Raw genomic sequence first — 17216 nt, 5'->3', positions numbered from 1 at the left:
TGTCGGGTTCGAAGAACTCTCCGGGCGATCGGCAGTGCCGAACTGAGACGCACACATTCACGGTCCCGGACCGCCAACCCCTCCCCAATGACAGTTTCGCGCACCGTCGAACTCGAGGGTCACATCATCGACTCGGGGACGATGGGCAATTGTTTCGGGGTCGTGATGGACATGGGCGGCGAGTTCGAGGTCGAGGAGTTCGAGGTCGGCCGCCACAAACACGAGGAGACGTACTGCCGGATGCGGGTGCTGGCCGACACCGCAGAGGATCTGCGGGCCATCCTCCACGAACTCAATCAACAGGGTGCGACCGTCGCCGATCCCCGCGACGCCACGCTGGAGGCCGCACCCGACGACCAGGTCGTCCCCGTCGACTTCTACTCGACGACGAACCACCCGACCTACGTCCGCGTCGACGGCGAGTGGGTTGCAGTCGAAGACGTCGAGATGGACTGCGCGCTGGTGGTCGAACGGACCGACGATGACGACGGCCCCCGCGTCACCACGAAAGTGCTCAACGCCGTCGAGGAGGGCGACCTCGTCGTCACCGGCGACACCGGGATTCGCGTCGAACCGCCGGAACGACCGCGCAACGGGGGCAGTTCCTTCGGCTTCATGCAGGGAGGGGTCTCCAGCGAGCGCCCGTCCGCATCGCTGATCGAGGAGATCGCCGACGAGATGCGCGAAGTCCGCGAGAACGACGGCACCGTGCTCGTCGTCTGCGGCCCGGCGATCGTTCACTCCGGCGGCCGGAACGCCCTGGCCGACCTCGTCCGCGCGGGCTACATCGACGCGCTGTCCGCCGGCAACGGCTTCGCCGTTCACGACCTCGAACGCGACCTGTACGGCACCTCGCTCGGGGTCGACACGGAGTCGCTCGAACACCCCCGGAAGGGCCACAAACACCACATCTACACGATCAGCGAGATCGTCCGCGTCGGCGGCATCCCCGAGGCCGTCGAGGAGGGCATCGTCGACGAAGGCGTGATGTACGAGTGCGTCACGAACGACGTTCCCTACGTGCTCGCTGGATCGATCCGTGACGACGGCCCGCTCCCGGACACGATCACCGACGCGATCGAGGCCCAGGACGCGATCCGCGAACAGGCCCACGAGGCCGATCTCGTGCTCATGCTCTCGACGCTCTTGCACTCCGTCGCCGTCGGGAACTGCCTCCCCTCCACGACGAAGACCGTCTGCGTCGACATCAACCCCGCCACTGTCACCCAATTGCTCGATCGCGGCAGCGCCCAGGCGATCGGGATGGTCACCGACATCGGGACGTTCATCCCGATGTTGCGCGACGAACTGCTCGACTAGCCCGATCCAGTGGGGACGGTCGCCGGGCGGCCGCCCCGGACCCCGTGGCAGCGACCGACGGCTGACCACGGGGCATGCGTGTTAAGCCGATTCGCGACGAAGCATCTCTCGATGGTCCAACGGCACTCGCTCGCCGCAGCGACCCTCGATACGCTCCCCATCACGGTCGCTGTTCTCGACGACGATGGCGACATTCTCCTGACGAACCGCTCGTGGCGGGAATTCGGCACCGAGCAACGATCGGACCCCGACGACGTCGGCGTCAACTACGTCGCCACGGCGGCGGACGCCGACGACGAGCACGCCGCACGGGCGGTCGCCGGCCTCGAGGCGGTCCTCGACGGCGATCGGGAGACGTTCTCGATGGAGTACCCCTGTCACTCCCCCGAGCAAAAGCAGTGGTTCCTGATGCGGGCCAGTCGGTTCGCGGTCGACGACGAACCCCGGGTCTCCGTGGTCCACCTCGACATCACCGATCGGAAACTGGCCGAACTCGAGACCGAGGCGACGTCCGATCGGCTTCGCGACGAACGGGCGGCGCTCGAACACGTGCTCGAGCGAATCGACGGACTCGTCCGGGACGTGACCGACGCCGCGGTCGGTGCCGGGACGCGGCCCGAGATCGAACGCCGGGTCTGCGAGCGGCTGATCGGGTCCGACTCGTACGTCCTCGCGTGGATCGGACGTGTCGACGTCACGAACCAGCGGATCACGCCCCGCGAGTGGGCCAGCACCGGCGATCTGCCGCTGGAGGACGGCGAACTCGTCCTCGAGTCGGGGCGATCGCATCCGGCCGTCCGGGCGCTCGAGGACGGCGAGCCAGCGGTCGTCCAGGACGTGGAGACGTTCGCGGACGCCGAGCGGTGGTGGCCGACCGGGGCCGGGTCGGGATTCCAGTCGGTCGCCGCCTTCCCGCTCGAGTACGGCGACGTCACGTACGGCGTGCTCGTGCTGTTCGCCGACGAACCGGACGTCTTCGAGGAGCGGGAACTGCTCGTCCTCGAGTCGCTCGCCGGGACGATCGCGACCGCGATGAACGCGATCGAGGCCCGTCGCATGCTCACGATCGATACCGTCGTGGAACTCGAACTGGCGATCGAGGATCCGTCGCTGTTCGTCACGGCGCTCGCCGACGAACTCGACGCTGACGTCTCCTATCGGGGGCTCACGTACGATCGGGATGGCACCCCGCTGGTCTTCTTCCACGTCGATCGGGACGACGACGTCGCGGCGGCCGTGGCGGAATTCGACGCGGTTTCGGCGGTGACGGAACTGTCGGAACACGACGGCGGAACCTTGCTCGAGGTCGCCGTCGACGCGGACGTCGTGACCGCGTTGAGCGAACACGGTGCGGTGATCCGCCGGTTCGACGCCGGTGACGGGATCGCGGACCTGTCCGTCGAACTCCCGACCGGACAGTCGGCACGATCGGCCTACGACCTGCTCGCGGACCGGTACGATCGCGTCGAGTTGATCAGCTACCACGAGAGCGAGGAACCGACGCGGACGCCACAGGACCTGGCGGCCAGGCTCGAAACGAAACTGACCGACCGCCAGCTAACGGCGCTGCGGAAGGCCTACTACGCGGACTACTTCGCGTGGCCGCGAAACGTCTCGGGCGAGGACCTCGCCCGGACGATGGACATCTCCCGATCGACGTTCCACCAGCACCTGCGAACGGCCCAGCGAAAGTTGCTGGAGGAACTGTTCAGCGGAGAATAAACTCACCCTACTAGTGAGGGATAGGCCTTTTATATACTCCTGTTGTACCATAGACACCCGACTGAAGTCAGGTTGACACGAGGACGAGAATGCAACAGGAACATATCGACGCTGGCAAAGCGATCCAGAAACGGACCGGCAAGACGTTTTACCTCGCGACACGGTTTCTCCCCGAGCGCGTCCGCAATGCGACGCACGTCCTCTACGCGTTCTTTCGCATCGCGGACGAAGTCGTCGACGATGCGGCCGACGTTCCGCCCGAGAAACAGCGGGCGGAACTCGAGCGACTCCGGGCACAGGCGCTGGGTGAGGTCGAACCGGACGACCCCGTCCTCGTGGCGTTCCAGGAACTGCGCGAGCGGTACGGCATCGCCGACGAGGAGGTCGAGGAGTTCCTCGACGCGATGGCGACCGACATCGATCGCCACCGGTACGAGACCTACGCCGATCTCGAGGCGTACATGCGCGGTTCGGCCGCCGCGGTCGGCGTGATGATGACTGCGATCATGGAACCCGACGACCCGGAGACCGCCCTTCCACACGCGGTCAAACTGGGAGAAGCCTTCCAGATGACGAACTTCCTGCGGGACGTCCGTGAGGACGTCGTCGAACGCGATCGGATCTACGTTCCCCAGGAGACCCTTCGTGCACACGGCGTCCCGGAGGAGCAGATCGAACGGCTCGAGTACTCGGACTCGTTCGGGGCGGCGATGGCCGAGGAACTCAGACGGACGGAGGACCTCTACCGGGAGGGCGTCGCCGGGATCCGGTATCTCCCCGAAGACTGCCAGCTTCCGGTCCTGCTCGCGGCCGTACTCTACGCCGAACACCACACCATCATCCGCGAGCAGGAGTACGACGTGCTCTCGACCGAGCCGTCGCTGTCGACGGCGCGAAAGCTGTGGTGTCTCGCGAAAACCCGCTGGCACTGGCACTGGAACCGCGACCCCGAGGCGGTGTTCCAGCGCGTCTCGGCGATTCCGACCGTCGGCCAGGACCGCCACCGACCGGATCCGGGCGATCGCGTTCCGACGCGGTGACGGCAACTCCCCTATATCGTGGGACGAAATTCGTCGAAACGGCGATCCTGATCGTCTCGTACGTGTACTGATTCGGGACACGATCCGCTCGCGATCGATCGGTACGGCGTTCGGACGACCGCGATCACCCTCGCCGTCTGGTTGACTATCACGCTCGCTGCCGTCGTGCTATTGCTTCAGTTCGGCGAACCGCTCAGCGACCTGTTCGTGTGAGTGGGGTTGGGCGGTCAGGACGGATTCTCTCGACACGGCTCCCGCGTCGAGCCGGTACCGGCTTCGGACTCGAGGCTGCCACCGCTACCCGCCTATCGGCAGTGCCGTCCACACCAGTTCGCGATCGTAGCGGTCCGTACTGAACAGGCCGAGACAGAAGATGCCGGCCACGCCGGCCGCGAGCCAGTTGCCGTAGAGGACGTTGATCGATCCCCATAGCAGGACGAAGCTCACCAGGTCGTCGAGGACGAACTCGCAGGTTCGAACGCGCTCTCGGAGCGCCGCCCGATCGAACGCGAGATCCACCAGCACGACGGCGACGGTGCCAGAGAGGAGCCAGCCGCCGTAGTTCGAGGCGGGAACGCCGTAGTACCCCCCTGGCGGGAGGTAGGCCCAGAACCCGATCGCGACGGCGGCGGGGTCCAACACGAGATCGATCCCGACGATGGCGGCGATCGCCGTCCCCAGCCGAACGACGGGGTTTTCGGCCCACCCGCGGAGGACCAGCAGGGTGAGCAGGTACGCGTTCAGTACCAGCGGGACGAAAAACAGGGGCAAGGCGAGCGGGATCTCCCCGAACAGCATCGGTCCGAGCCGGATCCCGTACTCGAATGCCCCGTAGGGCCAGTCTGTTCGGACCCCGACGATCTCGATCGCGTACGTAAACGCCGTCAGGACGCCGAGCGCGCCGACGGCCCGCCGGTCGATCCGCGGGAGGAGGCCGACGACGAGCGGCGATCGCATGACCAGCGTCCCGAACAGGATCAGGAACGGGTTGTACGAGAGCGGATCGGGGAGCAGTCCCTCGGCGCTGGCCACGAGCGTCACCGCCCCGACGACGGGGAAGACGACCGCGATCGTAAAGCGGTTCTCGCGGACGATCGTCTCGAGTCGCCGCTGGACTGCCGCTCGCGTCCAGTCGTGGGACCGCGTCGAGAGACTATCCATAGAGCCTCCAGAGGCCGCCCATCGTCAGCGCCGCGCCGACGACGGTGTTGATCGCCGGAAACCACCAGTAGGCCCGATCGACGGCGACGCTCGCGGTGGCGATGGCCGCGACGAGCAGGGGGTAGACGGCCATGAGCGCGCTCAACCGGACGTCGAGCGCCCCGAAGGCGACGGCGCTCGCGAGCCAGCACGCGCCGACGTAGGCGTAGGTTCGACGCTTCCCGAGCACCGTCGCCGTCGTCCGGATCCCGGTTGCTCGATCGGGGTCGATGTCCGGAATCGCCGAGAACGTGTGCATCCCCATCGCCCACAGCCACCCGCCCGCGATCGCCAGCAACGGCGGCTGCGTGCCCGCGACGGCGGCGTAGGCGGCGATCCCCGGCGTGACGTAGAGCCCGTTCGAGACCGAGTCGAGCAGGGGCGTCGTCTTGAACCGCGCCGGCGGTGCGCTGTAGGCGGCCCCGAGAACGAGGAACGCCGCGAGCCACGGCCACGCCGCAGCCGGGACGAGCGGGAGGAGCAGGAGCGCCAGAACGCCACAGGCGGCGACGACCGCCGGAACCCACCGCTGGCCCCGGTACCGTGCCTCCCGGTCCTCCTTCTTCGGGTTCGCGGCGTCGATCTCCCGATCGTAGACGTCGTTGATCCCGTAGAGGAAGACGTTCGCCGGGAGGAGGAAGTAGGCGAACAACACGGCGGCCGCGGGCGAGGTGAGGTCACCGACGCCGTCGGCGGCGTAGGCGACGCCCACGAGCACCGGTCCCGCGAGGTAGAGCCAGAATCGCGGCCGCGATAGCGTCACCAGGTACGAGAGCCGATCGCGCAGACCTCGTCCGTCCCCGTCGGCGATCGGCGACCCGGGTTCTGGATCTGACTCCCGACCCGGGTCCGAGTCCGACTTCGGTCCCCGTGCCGACTCCGAGCCCGATATGGATTCCGGACCCGGATCCGATCTCGTCCCCGAACTCGCGATCGACGTCGAGTTCCCGGGCATGGCCGTCACTGGACATTGTCCGTCGGTTTCGGCCGTCCGTAATCCTCGATCACCTTCTCCGCGGTCAACTCGCCGCTGATCAGGCACATGGGGACGCCGATCCCGGGCGTCGTGTACGAGCCGGTGAAGTACAGCCCCTCGACTGCCTTCGATCGGTGGGGCGGCCGGAAGAGCGAGGTCTGGCGGAGCGTGTGGGCCATCCCCAGTGCGGTCCCCTTGAAGCTGTTGTACCGATCGGCGAAGTCCTCGACGCAGAAGGTCTCCTCGACGACGATCCGATCTCGCAGGTCGGTGCCGGTGTTGGCGGCGATGTCCTCGAGGATCAGGTCGCGATACTCCTGGCGGCGTTCGGGCGTGTCATCGAGCCCCGGCGCGATCGGGACGAGGACGAACAGGTTGCTGTGACCCTCGGGGGCGACGGAGTCGTCGGTCTTCGAGGGGACGCAGAGGTAGTAGGCGGGGTCGCCGGGCCACTGCGGGTCCTCGAAGATCTGGTCGAAGTGCTCCTCCCAGTCGGTCGGGAGCACGAGGGTGTGGTGTTCGAGGTCCTCGACGTCGCCCTCGACGCCGAGATAGAGCAGGAACGCGGAGGGCGCGTAGGTCCGGGACTCCCAGTAGTCGGCGTCGTAGCCGCGCCGCTCGGGCGGGAGCAGTTCCTGTTCCGTGTGGGCGTAGTCGGCGTTGCTGACCACGAGATCCGGCCGCAGCGGGCCGTCCGGCGTCTCGACCAGGAACGCGCCCTCGCGGCCCTTGATCGCGGTCGCCGGCCGATCGGTGTCGTACTCGACGCCGAGTTCCCGGCCGAGGTCGACGATCCCGTCGATGACGCCGCCGAGACCGTTCTCGGGGTACCAGACGCCGAGGTTGAAGTCGACGTGGCTCATCAGGTTGTACAGCGCCGGGGTGTTTTTCGGCGACCCGCCGAGAAACACCAGCGTGTACTGCATGATCTGCTGGAGTTTCGGATGGTCGAAATACTTCTCGACGTGACCCTGCATCGACCCGAGCAGGGAGAGGCCGCGGGCCTGCCTGGCCACGTCGAGGTCCAGGTAGTCACGCAGTCGCGATCGGTCCTCGTAGACGAAGTGTTCCATCCCGACCTCGTAGTTCTCCTTCGACTTCTCGAGGTAGCGTTCGAGGGCCTCGCCCGCACCCTCCTCGTACTCCTCGAAGAGTGCTTTCGTCCGATCGATGTCGGCCGTCACGTCCACGCGATCGCCGTCTTTGAAGAAGATCCGGTAGTGGGGATCGAGGTGCGTGAGGTCGTAGTAGTCGGTCGGCGTCCGATCGAATTCGGCGAAGAAGCGCTCGAAGACGTCGGGCATCAGGTACCACGACGGCCCCATGTCGAACCGGAACCCGTCACGTTCGAGGCGACTCGCGCGGCCGCCTAGCTGCTCGTTCTTCTCGATGACTCGCACGTCGGCACCCGCGTCGGCGAGGTAGCAGGCCGTCGACAGCCCGCCGACGCCTGCCCCGATCACGACGACCGACTCTCCGGCCAGCGATTCCATGTGATATTACAGTGTCGGTTCCATGTTAAATGTGAGTCATACGTACGTAGGGTTCCGCTATCGCCGCGTGCATTTCGCCGTCGCCGATCGCGAACCTGTCCACACCGACCGGACCGGATCGACGTCGCCGCCGATCGAAATCGTGGCTCGACGAGCGCCGGATCGGCGGTCGGGATCGACCGGCCAGCGCCGCCACGGGCGCCGATAGCCCCGTTCGATCGATCCGAAAGCCAAACGCTTAGTTAGTGAACCGACTGGAGCCACCAATGAGTGATTCCGAACGCCCTCGCCACCTCGATGCCGGACCTCCCGAGGAATCGGCCGTGGAGGCCCCCGAGCAGTCCGAGGAAGATTCCGTCCGCGAGGCAGTCGAGCGATCCAGACACGGTGCGCCCGCGGTGGGGTCGGTCGTTCGCGATCGGTTCTCCTCCGACGAGGTGTTCCAGCGGATCGTCGCGGCGGCGGACGAAGAGATCACGTCCGGCAACCGCGAACTCTTCTTCAGCGGCCTCGCCGCCGGGTTCGCGATCACGATCACGTTCCTGCTGTACGCGTCGCTGTACGGTGCGACGGACGGCCACCCGATACTCAGTTCCCTGCTGTACCCGCTCGGGTTCATCTACATCATCATCGGCGGTTACCAGCTGTACACGGAGAACACGCTCCCGCCAGTCGCGCTGACGATCGAGCGACTGGCCAGCCTGCCGGCGTTGCTTCGTCACTGGGTCATCGTACTCGCGGGGAACTTCGCCGGCGGAGCCCTGGGCGCGGCCGCGCTCACCTGGGGCGGCGTCTTCGACGAGCCGGCGGAAGAAGCGGCGATGACCATCGCGACCCACGGGATCGAAACGGCGTGGTGGGACCTGTTCTTCAAGGCCGCGTTCGCCGGCCTGATCGTCGCCGGCGTCGTCTGGGTGACCTTCGCCTCGCGGGACACGATCTCGCGGCTCGTGGTCGTCTACCTCGCGTTCCTCGCGATCCCGCTGGGGAACCTGTTCCACGTCGTCGTCTCGTTCACCGAGATGCTCTATCTCGTCTTCGCCGGCCAGCTCGGCCTCTTCGTCGGCGCGACCGAGTTCGTGCTCCCGGTGTTGCTCGGCAACACGCTCGGCGGCATCCTGCTCGTGACCGTCGTCAACTACTACCAGACGAGCGAGAAACGGCTCGAATCAGCCCGCTTCGCGGGTAGCGAGCGCCGCCTCTCCGCCCGCGAGTGGCTGTTCGGCGGGTTCGTCGGCCGATCGTACGTCCCGCTGATCGACACCGGCGAGCGGACGGCCGCGGACGACGAATCCTACCGGATTATGGTCCCGATCGCGAACCCGCGGACCGAGTCGTCGACCGTCGAACTCGCCGCGATGCTCGCGGAGGGCCACGAGTCGGGAACCGTCCACGTCGCCCACATCGTCCAGGTTCCCGAGCGGCCGTCGGCGAACTACGGAAGCCGCCAGCACCGGCGTATCGTCTCGGAGTCGGACAACCAGCTCCGGGACGTTCGCGACCTCGTCGCCGAGTACGACGTCGACTGTGAGACCTCGACGGTCGTCTCCCACCGATCGTTCGAGGAGATCTTCACCACGGCCGAACGGTCGGGGACGGACCTCGTCGTGATGGGGTGGGGTGCGAACCAGCTGTGGGACGCCGCCCGCGCCGAGCGCCCGCTCAGCGAACTCACCAGCGAACTGCCGTGTGACTTCCTCGTGTTCAAGGACCGCGGGCTGGACACCTCGCGGATCCTCCTGCCGACCGCGGGCGGGCCGGACTCGGACCTGAGCGCCGAGGTGGCCCGGACCCTCCGCCGGACCGTCGGTGCCGAGGTGACCCTGCTGTACGTCGCCGACGAATCCTCCGAACACGATCGTGCGGAACAGTTCCTCGGCGAGTGGGCCGCCGATCACGACCTCGCGGACGCGAACCTCATCGTCGACGACAGCGGGGACGTCGAGGCGGCGATCTGCCGGGCGGCGAGCGATCACACGATGATGCTCATCGGGGCGACCGAACGCGGCCTCCTCTCACGGCTCGTGACCGGATCGCTGCACATGGACGTGATCGACGACGTCGGCTGTTCGGTCCTGCTCGCCGAACGTCCGTCCGAGCGCAGCCTATACCAGCGGCTGTTCGGACGGTAGCACCGCGTCAGCGTTCACTGATCCGACACGATCGACTCTCTCGCTGTCGGCACTGACACCAGTTCGAGACGTCCGTCTTGCCGGAAGTCAGTGGGTTTCTGAGGCTCCCCCTCGTAGCAGGCGTATGGACGACACGACCGCCGTCGTGACCGGCGGCACGCGTGGCATCGGACGGGCAGTCGCCGAAGCGTTCGCGACCGCGGGTGCGACCGTCGTCGTCGGCGCGCGGGACGGGGACGCGATCGACGAAACCGTCGATGCACTTGCGACGATCGATGGAAGCGGGGCCGTCGACGGGGTCCGAACCGACGTCCGCGACGAGTACGACGTCGAACGACTCGTGGAGACGGCCTCGCGAACCGGCGAGGGCGGCGGGATCGACGTCGTCGTCGCGGCGGCGGGCGTCTACCACGGCGACCCGGGCGAGACGCCCACCGATCGGGAATCCTACGCGGCGTTCGACGACCACTGGCGCACGAACGGCCGCGGCATCTTCGCGACGATCCGCGAGGCGCTTCCCCACCTGAACGAGGGGGCGCGCGTCCTCGTCCCGACCGGTGCGATCGCTCGTACGGCAAAACCCGGCTACGGCTCCTACGCGATCTCGAAGGCGACGGCCGAAGCGATCGTCCGCGCGTTCGCCGCCGATACCGCGTACGCCGTCGGCTGTCTGGAACCCGGACAGATCGCGACCGACCTCACCGGCGGGCAGGGTCGCGACCCCGAGTCGATCGCCGGCATGTTCGTCTGGGCGGCGACCGAGGCCGATCGGAACGCACTCGATGGCGAGATTCTCGGGCTGAAAGAGTGGAAGCGAGCGACGCGGTGACGGCGGCGTTGCAACGGAAAGTCGAACCGTTTCCCCGCTCCCGGCCTCAGGATCGACCGATGAGTCATTCTGATCGCCAGCCGCTCGAAAACACGACGGTAGGGTTCTTCCTCGCCCCGGAGGGGAGCGAAGAGATCGAATTCACGGAACCGAGGGAGGCCGTGTCCGACGCCGGTGCGACGGTCGTGGTTCTGGGGAGCGAATCCGGGGACGGCCGGACCGTCAATAACGATCTCGACTGGAGCGACGCCTACGCGGTCGACGAGACGTTCGACGAGGTCTCGGCCGCCGACTACGACGCCCTGCTCGTCCCGGGCGGAACCGTCGGCGCGGACACGCTCCGGACCGACGAGGACGCGGTCGATCTCCTCCGGCAGCACCTGACGGACGGCAAGCCTGCCGGCGTCATCTGTCACGGACCGTGGACGCTGATCGAGGCGGACGTCGTCGAGGGCCGGACGCTGACGTCCTATCCCAGCCTGCAGACCGACGTTCGAAACGCGGGCGGGGAGTGGGTCGACGAGGAGGTCGTCGTCGACGACGGACTGGTCACGAGCCGTGATCCGGACGACCTCGATGCCTTCTGCGACGCCATCGTCGAGGAGTTCGCGGCTACCGAATAACCGGGCGTCGCCGTCACGATCGATCGCACGATCGGTTCCCGGGTCCCGTCGTTGGGGCCGATCGGTGATCCGGTGTCGTCACTCGCGTGTGGCGTCGCTGGCGTCCTAATCGTCATTGAGAGCGGTCTCGGCTCGACCCGCTAGACAAGAATGGGTATCAGTCGATATGGCCTTCGCGGCGCAGCTGATCGGCGTCCTGACTGGTGTAGCGCCACTCGATCGTGGCCTTCTCGTCCTGCCAGTCCCAGGGCTCGGCGACGACGATGTCGTCTTGCTCGATCCAGGTGCGGTATTTCATCCGCCCGGGAATGCGGCCGAGACGCTCTTCGCCGTCCTCACAGCGGAGCTGAACGTGGTTGCCCCCGAGGTGTTCGGTTACGACGGCGAATACTTCGTCACTGTTGGGCATACGGAGGTTCCGTCGCCCGGAGTTTTCTGTCACACCTTCACTACGAGCGCCGCACGTTTAAATGGTTGGAGAGTCGTGGTAGCACGGCACTCGATAGCAGGCTCCTCTCAGTTGGGAACCACCACGGCGACGATGATCGATCGGGATCGGACTACAGTACCCGGTCCGAATCCGGATTCTCGAGGTCCCACAGCAGTTCGGGCAGGAAAGCGTCGAGGTGCTCGATCACCCGCCGATCGCTGACGTTCAGCCCCTCGCAGTGGTCGTGTGCCGAGTCCCGGATGTCGACGTGGAGGTCGCCGTCCTCGCGCCAGACGCCGAGCGGGAAGACCGAACACCGGGTCGGCTTCCAGTCCTCTTCCAGGTGCAGTGTACAGAGGCCGTCCTCGCGGAGGAACGCGCAGGCGTGGCCGTCGTCGGCGACGTGCTCGTCGCGCCCCTTCTCCTCGCGGGCGACGAACTTCTCGCCGCGAAAGTCGGTCGTCGTCTCCGCCAGGTTCGCCCGCTGGGCCAGTTCGAGGAGGTCCCGATCGTAGAGCAAGACCCCGTGGTGGCAACACCAGGTGCAGTCGTCGACGCACTCGAAGGTCAGGTCGGGATCGAACTCGACGACGACCTCCCGATCGGGGTGGACTTCGACGCGGCGCGGGGCGTCAGCGCTCACAGCGGGTGAGACGGGGTGCGGGCGGAAGTGCCTTTCTTCCTGGGTCGCGTCGAGACGGGACGTTCGTGACGGGCCCGTTTCGACCGGTCGACCCGATCGAGTGCCGAACATATTCCGGTCAAGTCTCTTCCCCGTGTCGCGCCGACGCTCGGGTATGGTCGCGACCGACTTCGACGCCGAGCGGACCTACGACGACGAGAAATTCTCGACGCGGGAGATCTACCGGAGCGATCGGCTGAAAGCGGTGCTCGGCTACTTCGAGCCGGGACAGTTCATCCCCGTCCACGCGCCCGACAGCGACGTCGTGATCGACGTCGAATCGGGGCGCGGCCTCGTCAGGGACGGGGACGACGATCGGAAGGTTGGACCGGGCGACGTGGTCGTCGTCCCCGCCGGCGAGTCCCGGGGCATCCACGCGAACCAGGACGAACGGCTGGAGGCCCTGCTCGTCACGTCCCCGCCGCCGACGGACGCTGAACACGAACCGGTCCGAGTCGGCCTCCGGCGCGGCGAGTTCGATCCCGATTGAGACGGATCGCTGTCCGTATGACCCGCTCCCGAAGCGGTTCGGCGCAACTGTTTCCGTGAGGACGTCGTAGTACCGGGCGATGAGCGACCTCAGAACGCACGACGTGCCAGCCGCGGTCGACCCCGACGGGTGGACCCTGTCCGTCACCGGGACGGTCGATCGATCGCTCCGGCTCACCCCCGACGACCTCGCGTCGTTCCCGCTGGAGACCGCAGCCGACGACTTCGCGTGCGTCGAGGGGTGGGTCGCGGACGGGCTCTCCTGGCGCGGCGTCCGCGTCGGGACCGTCCTGGACCGCGCCGGACTCACTGAAGGCAGCGAGTACGCCCTCGTCCGCGCGATGGACGGCGACTACGCCTGCTCGTTTTCCCTCGATCGACTCCGAGAGTCGATCCTCGCGCTCGAACTCGACGGCGAGTCGCTCCCGGTCGAGCACGGCGGCCCGGCCCGACTCGTGCCGATCGATTCAGAGCGGAACTGCTGGGAGCACATCAAGTGGGTGTCGGCGATCGAAGTGGGCGAGACGCCGTTTTCGGACGCGGACACCGCGAAGGACCTGGCGCTGTCCCGGATCGAGTAATCGAGGAGCGTCGATCGGATCGAGCGTCGTGCGACCGACCGCTCTCTAGTCGCTCGACTCGACTATCGTATTGCGCAAGGTACCGACACCCTCGTAGGTGATTTCGACGGCGTCACCGGGTTCGACCAGGCCGGGATTCGCGGGACTGCCGAACGCGACGACGTCCCCGGGGCGGAAGGTGAACCGCTTCGAGAGGTACGAGACGATCTCGTACGGATCGAACAGCATCAGTTCCGTGTTCGCCTCCTGTCGACGTTCGCCCGCGACGTCGGTCCGCATGTCGATCGCCGTCGGGTCGAGATCGGTTTCGATCCACGGCCCGAGGGGCCCGGAACCGTCGAACGCCTTCCGGGCGGTCCGGCCCTGCTGGTCGAGCGCGTCGACGTCGTTCATGATCGTGTAGCCCCGCACGACGTCGGGTACCTCCGCTTTCGGAACGTCGTGGCACGGCTCGTCGATGACGGCCGCCAGTTCGCCGGCGTAGGTCAGTTCCTCGGTGAATTCGGGGTAGGGGATCGGCTCCCGCTGGCCGAGCAGCGAGGCGGGCGGCTTGATGAAGAAGTCGGGTTCCGCGGGTCGCTCGTACTCCATCTGGTCGAGCGTCTCCGCGTAGTTGCGCCCGACGCAGTACAGCGCCGAGGGCTCGCAGGGCGGTAGGAAGTCGGTCTCGTCGTCGACCTCGTAGGTCTCACCGTCGCCGTGGACGACGCCGTCCTCGTACCGTCCGGTGACCGGTCCGTCGGGAGTCGAAATCCTCGCGAGTCGCATCGACGGGGGATGGGCCGCCCAGTGATTAGTCCTACCGGTTCGTCGTCTGACTGCAGGCTATCCCCATGTGCCACGTGACCGAGGAAACCAGCCAGATCGACCCGCTCGGTTCTCATACGGACTGCTGTCCGTCAGTTCCGGCGCACCCGCGACCCGTCTGTGGTCGCGCTGGGAACTCGTGACAGCAATCCGTCTCATACGGTTTACTGTAAGTCATTTCCGGCGCAACCGCCGCCGGATCGCGGTTGCGCCGGTACATCGGTACAGCAATCCGTATCAGTCGTCGCCGTCCGCTTTCCAGGCGAGCGACACGGTGAGCCGTTCCCGATCGCCGCCGAGCATCGGCGATCGTTCCTCGACCTCGACGTCGTACTCGAGGGCGGACGTCGGCGCCAGCGTCAGGGTCTTGTTGCCGATGTGAACGTCCGCCGGTCCCTCGCCACGGAGTTCGCGGGCGATTTCCTGGAGGCGATCGGCCGCCTCGTCGCGCGTCACTTCGTCCGAGGTGCTGGTGGTATCTGCCATGGGTGGATTGGCACCGGGAGGACAGAAATAGGTTGGCTGGGAAGAAGCAGGCCCGTATCCGATCGCGACCCCGCCGGTGCAGTGACCGCTCGCCGTGCGGCCGTTCGCGGGTACGCAATCGGACGCGGACGATCGGTCGCGCAGGCTCGTCGTGGCCACCTGGGTCCGGCCGATCGTCCGGCGCGACTCCGGGGCCTTCTCGGTCGATGGAGCGACGAGCAAGCGTTATCTTGCTATGTGTCCACACTCCACGTGGGATTATGAAGAAACTCATTAACGAACCGGCGGACGTCGTCGACGAGATGCTCGAGGGGATGGTCGCGGCCCACGACCTCCGCAGGGTCGACGGGACGGAGGCCGTCGTTCGCAGCGACGCGCCCGTCGAGGGAAAAGTCGGACTCGTCTCGGGCGGCGGCAGCGGTCACGAACCCACACACGCGGGCTACATCGGCGACGGCATGCTCGACGGTGCGGCCGCGGGGGAGGTGTTTACCTCGCCGACGGCCGATCAGGTGAGCGAACTGATCCAGGCCTGTGACGGCGGTGAGGGCGTCTTCTGCGTCGTCAAGAACTACGAGGGCGACGTGATGAACTTCGAGACGGCGATCGAGATGGCCGAGATGGAGGCCGACACCGAGGTCGAGCACGTCGTAGTAAACGACGACGTCGCGGTCGAGGACTCGCTGTACACGTCGGGTCGCCGCGGCGTCTGCGGGACGATCTTCGTCCACAAGATCGCCGGCGCGATGGCCCAGCGGGGCGAGGATCTGGCCGAAATCAAGCGCGTCGCCGAGAAGGCCACCGAGAACGTCGGGACGATGGGCATGGCGCTCACCTCCTGTGTCACGCCCGAGAAGGGCGAGCCGACGTTCGACCTCGGCGAGGACGAGATCGAACTCGGGATCGGCATCCACGGGGAGCCGGGGACGGAACGCACCGAACTCATGTCCGTGGACGAGATCACCGACCACCTCGCGGAGGCCGTGCTCGAGGACCTCGAACTCGAGACGGGAACCGAGGTCGCGACGATCGTCAACGGGATGGGCGGGACGCCGCTGATGGAGTTGTACGTCGTCAACCGTCGGCTCCAGTCGGTACTCGACGACCGTGGGCTCGAAACCTGGGACGCCTGGGTCGGCGACTACATGACCTCCCTCGACATGATGGGGTGTTCGATCACGGTGCTCGAACTCGACGACGAACTGATGGAACTGCTCGCCGCCCCGGCCGAGACGCCCGGGCTGACGGTCCCCGAGTAACCGACTGGTGACGACAGGATGGATCAAGAGACTCAGACCGAAGCAGTTCGGACGGCAGTCGAAGCGATCGCCGACCGGCTCGCGGATGAAAAGGACCACCTGACGGACCTCGACTCCGCGATCGGCGACGCCGACCACGGTGCGAACATGGATCGCGGCTTCCGGACTGCACTCGAACGCGTCGAGGAGACCGACGGCGACCCGGCCGACCTCGTCAAAGCGGCGGGCGTCGCGCTCGTCTCGGAGGTCGGCGGCGCGTCGGGCCCGCTGTACGGCGGGTCGCTGATGAAGGCGAGCCAGGAACTCGAGGACGGGATCACCGCCGACACGACGGTCGCGTTCGCCGAGCGCTACCTCGAGACGGTCGAAGAGCGGGGAAAAGCGTCCGTCGGCGACAAGACGATGGTCGACGCACTCACGCCGGCGGTCCACACCTACAGGAAATCGATCGAGGTCGACGACCGCGAACCGATCGACGCCCTGGGGAAGGCCGTCGACGCCGCTCGTCGCGGCGTCGAGTTCACGACGCCCATCCGGGCGAAGAAGGGCCGCGCGTCGTACCTCGGCTGGCGATCGGTCGGCCACCAGGATCCGGGCGCGACGAGCACGCTGTACCTGCTCGAGGAACTGCTCGACGTGGCGACCGAATACGTCGACGGCGAGGTCGCGATCGACGCGGCGGCCGACGTGGAACCCGACGAACTGCCCGACGCCGAAGACGCGCCCGCGGACGGGGGTGAGTGATGGTCGGCATCGTCGTCGTCTCCCACAGCGAGCGAGCGGCCGCGGGTATTCGCGAGATCGCCCGGGAGGTGGGTGGAGACGCCCGTATCGAGGCCGTGGGTGGAACCGGAGACGGCCGGATCGGAACGACACCGGGACCGATACGGGAGGCGATCGAGGCCGTCGCCGACGACGGCGTCGTCGTCCTCGTCGACCTCGGGAGCGCGGTGATGAACGCCGAACTCGCGATCGAGGAGGCGGCCGCCGACGCCGTCGTCGCCGACGCGCCGGTCCTCGAGGGGGCGCTCAACGCGGCCGTGGCGGCGACCGCACCGTCGGCGACCGTCGAGTCGGTCCTGGAGGCCGCCGAGGACGCCCGCGACGTCTCGAAGGTGTGAGGCGATCGGTGGTCGGTGACTGGCAA

At 67.0% G+C, this 17216-nt stretch carries 18 protein-coding genes; 11 read left to right on the top strand and 7 right to left on the bottom strand.

Annotated features, from left to right (window positions below; genetic code table 11):
* The first annotated feature begins 87 nt into the window (after positions 1 to 87).
* The 3 genes from MUN73_RS09205 (at position 88) to MUN73_RS09195 (ending at position 4082) form a co-directional block, all read left to right on the top strand.
* Positions 88 to 1320, top strand: coding sequence for an ornithine cyclodeaminase, nickel-pincer nucleotide-dependent (locus tag MUN73_RS09205; RefSeq protein ID WP_250140166.1), 1233 nt, complete (start codon positions 88 to 90; stop codon positions 1318 to 1320).
* Between the two features lie 111 nt (positions 1321 to 1431).
* Complete coding sequence (locus MUN73_RS09200) at positions 1432 to 3042, top strand: bacterio-opsin activator domain-containing protein (protein ID WP_250140165.1); 1611 nt, start codon at positions 1432 to 1434, stop codon at positions 3040 to 3042.
* Positions 3043 to 3131: 89 nt separating this feature from the next.
* Entirely contained in the window at positions 3132 to 4082 is a 951-nt protein-coding gene (locus MUN73_RS09195; RefSeq protein WP_250140164.1) for a phytoene/squalene synthase family protein, read from the top strand.
* A 297-nt stretch (positions 4083 to 4379) separates the two neighbouring features.
* Here the strand turns inward: MUN73_RS09195 and cruF are convergent, their stop codons facing one another.
* The 3 genes from cruF to MUN73_RS09180 are packed head-to-tail and all read right to left on the bottom strand — an operon-like array spanning position 4380 to position 7751.
* On the bottom strand, positions 4380 to 5243 hold the full coding sequence (gene cruF / locus MUN73_RS09190) for a bisanhydrobacterioruberin hydratase (RefSeq protein WP_250140163.1): 864 nt from the start codon (positions 5241 to 5243) through the stop codon (positions 4380 to 4382).
* Positions 5236 to 6237, bottom strand: coding sequence for a prenyltransferase (locus MUN73_RS09185; protein ID WP_250140162.1), 1002 nt, complete (start codon positions 6235 to 6237; stop codon positions 5236 to 5238). Before MUN73_RS09185 ends, cruF begins: the two co-directional genes overlap by 8 nt.
* Before the next feature lie 5 nt (positions 6238 to 6242).
* Complete coding sequence (locus MUN73_RS09180) at positions 6243 to 7751, bottom strand: phytoene desaturase family protein (protein ID WP_250140161.1); 1509 nt, start codon at positions 7749 to 7751, stop codon at positions 6243 to 6245.
* A gap of 266 nt (positions 7752 to 8017) precedes the next feature.
* Here MUN73_RS09180 and MUN73_RS09175 point away from each other — a divergent pair, with 266 nt between their 5' ends.
* From MUN73_RS09175 to MUN73_RS09165, 3 genes are all read left to right on the top strand, one after another.
* Positions 8018 to 9883, top strand: coding sequence for a formate/nitrite transporter family protein (locus tag MUN73_RS09175; RefSeq protein ID WP_250140160.1), 1866 nt, complete (start codon positions 8018 to 8020; stop codon positions 9881 to 9883).
* Between the two features lie 124 nt (positions 9884 to 10007).
* Positions 10008 to 10712: an SDR family NAD(P)-dependent oxidoreductase gene (locus MUN73_RS09170; protein ID WP_250140159.1), complete on the top strand. Its 705-nt coding sequence runs from the start codon at positions 10008 to 10010 to the stop codon at positions 10710 to 10712.
* 59 nt (positions 10713 to 10771) lie between these two features.
* A complete protein-coding gene (locus tag MUN73_RS09165) occupies positions 10772 to 11335 on the top strand; it encodes a type 1 glutamine amidotransferase domain-containing protein (RefSeq protein WP_250140158.1) in 564 nt (187 codons plus the stop codon).
* Between the two features lie 157 nt (positions 11336 to 11492).
* Here the strand turns inward: MUN73_RS09165 and MUN73_RS09160 are convergent, their stop codons facing one another.
* A complete protein-coding gene (locus MUN73_RS09160) occupies positions 11493 to 11777 on the bottom strand; it encodes a translation initiation factor eIF-1A (protein ID WP_074929683.1) in 285 nt (94 codons plus the stop codon).
* 118 nt (positions 11778 to 11895) lie between these two features.
* Positions 11896 to 12408 carry a YkgJ family cysteine cluster protein gene (locus tag MUN73_RS09155; protein ID WP_250140157.1) on the bottom strand — a complete coding sequence of 171 codons (513 nt, stop codon included), beginning with the start codon at positions 12406 to 12408 and terminating at the stop codon, positions 11896 to 11898.
* A gap of 154 nt (positions 12409 to 12562) precedes the next feature.
* Between MUN73_RS09155 and MUN73_RS09150 the strand changes: the two genes are divergently transcribed.
* Positions 12563 to 12937, top strand: coding sequence for a cupin domain-containing protein (locus MUN73_RS09150; protein WP_250140156.1), 375 nt, complete (start codon positions 12563 to 12565; stop codon positions 12935 to 12937).
* Between the two features lie 79 nt (positions 12938 to 13016).
* Complete coding sequence (locus MUN73_RS09145; RefSeq protein WP_250140155.1) at positions 13017 to 13517, top strand: molybdopterin-dependent oxidoreductase; 501 nt, start codon at positions 13017 to 13019, stop codon at positions 13515 to 13517.
* A 45-nt stretch (positions 13518 to 13562) separates the two neighbouring features.
* Here MUN73_RS09145 and MUN73_RS09140 read toward each other — a convergent pair whose 3' ends face one another.
* Together MUN73_RS09140 and MUN73_RS09135 are read right to left on the bottom strand one after the other, a co-directional pair.
* The gene (locus tag MUN73_RS09140) at positions 13563 to 14285 is read right to left on the bottom strand and encodes a fumarylacetoacetate hydrolase family protein (RefSeq protein WP_250140154.1); all 723 of its coding nucleotides are present in this window, start codon (positions 14283 to 14285) and stop codon (positions 13563 to 13565) included.
* A gap of 276 nt (positions 14286 to 14561) precedes the next feature.
* On the bottom strand, positions 14562 to 14810 hold the full coding sequence (locus MUN73_RS09135; RefSeq protein ID WP_250140153.1) for an amphi-Trp domain-containing protein: 249 nt from the start codon (positions 14808 to 14810) through the stop codon (positions 14562 to 14564).
* Between the two features lie 260 nt (positions 14811 to 15070).
* Here MUN73_RS09135 and dhaK point away from each other — a divergent pair, with 260 nt between their 5' ends.
* The 3 genes from dhaK to dhaM are packed head-to-tail and all read left to right on the top strand — an operon-like array spanning position 15071 to position 17190.
* Positions 15071 to 16069 (top strand): dihydroxyacetone kinase subunit DhaK, encoded by a 999-nt coding sequence (dhaK, locus tag MUN73_RS09130; RefSeq protein WP_250140152.1) that lies wholly within the window; start codon positions 15071 to 15073, stop codon positions 16067 to 16069.
* An 18-nt stretch (positions 16070 to 16087) separates the two neighbouring features.
* Positions 16088 to 16813, top strand: coding sequence for a dihydroxyacetone kinase subunit DhaL (dhaL, locus tag MUN73_RS09125; RefSeq protein ID WP_250140151.1), 726 nt, complete (start codon positions 16088 to 16090; stop codon positions 16811 to 16813).
* Complete coding sequence (dhaM, locus tag MUN73_RS09120) at positions 16813 to 17190, top strand: dihydroxyacetone kinase phosphoryl donor subunit DhaM (protein ID WP_250140150.1); 378 nt, start codon at positions 16813 to 16815, stop codon at positions 17188 to 17190. Before dhaL ends, dhaM begins: the two co-directional genes overlap by 1 nt.
* Positions 17191 to 17216 lie beyond the last annotated feature (26 nt).

It is taken from the genome of Halosolutus amylolyticus (genome assembly GCF_023566055.1).
Classification (GTDB): Archaea; Halobacteriota; Halobacteria; order Halobacteriales; family Natrialbaceae; genus Halosolutus; species Halosolutus amylolyticus.
Note: the sequence above shows the minus strand (reverse complement) of the source record. Positions and strands in the feature narration are given on the sequence as shown.

Coding starts and splice junctions, on each gene's coding strand:
- MUN73_RS09205 (WP_250140166.1), top strand. CDS start 88: ATGACAGTTTCGCGCACCGTCGAACTCGAGGGTCACATCATCGACTCG.
- MUN73_RS09200 (WP_250140165.1), top strand. CDS start 1,432: ATGGTCCAACGGCACTCGCTCGCCGCAGCGACCCTCGATACGCTCCCC.
- MUN73_RS09195 (WP_250140164.1), top strand. CDS start 3,132: ATGCAACAGGAACATATCGACGCTGGCAAAGCGATCCAGAAACGGACC.
- cruF (WP_250140163.1), bottom strand. CDS start 5,243: ATGGATAGTCTCTCGACGCGGTCCCACGACTGGACGCGAGCGGCAGTC.
- MUN73_RS09185 (WP_250140162.1), bottom strand. CDS start 6,237: ATGCCCGGGAACTCGACGTCGATCGCGAGTTCGGGGACGAGATCGGAT.
- MUN73_RS09180 (WP_250140161.1), bottom strand. CDS start 7,751: ATGGAATCGCTGGCCGGAGAGTCGGTCGTCGTGATCGGGGCAGGCGTC.
- MUN73_RS09175 (WP_250140160.1), top strand. CDS start 8,018: ATGAGTGATTCCGAACGCCCTCGCCACCTCGATGCCGGACCTCCCGAG.
- MUN73_RS09170 (WP_250140159.1), top strand. CDS start 10,008: ATGGACGACACGACCGCCGTCGTGACCGGCGGCACGCGTGGCATCGGA.
- MUN73_RS09165 (WP_250140158.1), top strand. CDS start 10,772: ATGAGTCATTCTGATCGCCAGCCGCTCGAAAACACGACGGTAGGGTTC.
- MUN73_RS09150 (WP_250140156.1), top strand. CDS start 12,563: ATGGTCGCGACCGACTTCGACGCCGAGCGGACCTACGACGACGAGAAA.
- MUN73_RS09145 (WP_250140155.1), top strand. CDS start 13,017: ATGAGCGACCTCAGAACGCACGACGTGCCAGCCGCGGTCGACCCCGAC.
- MUN73_RS09140 (WP_250140154.1), bottom strand. CDS start 14,285: ATGCGACTCGCGAGGATTTCGACTCCCGACGGACCGGTCACCGGACGG.
- MUN73_RS09135 (WP_250140153.1), bottom strand. CDS start 14,810: ATGGCAGATACCACCAGCACCTCGGACGAAGTGACGCGCGACGAGGCG.
- dhaK (WP_250140152.1), top strand. CDS start 15,071: ATGAAGAAACTCATTAACGAACCGGCGGACGTCGTCGACGAGATGCTC.
- dhaL (WP_250140151.1), top strand. CDS start 16,088: ATGGATCAAGAGACTCAGACCGAAGCAGTTCGGACGGCAGTCGAAGCG.
- dhaM (WP_250140150.1), top strand. CDS start 16,813: ATGGTCGGCATCGTCGTCGTCTCCCACAGCGAGCGAGCGGCCGCGGGT.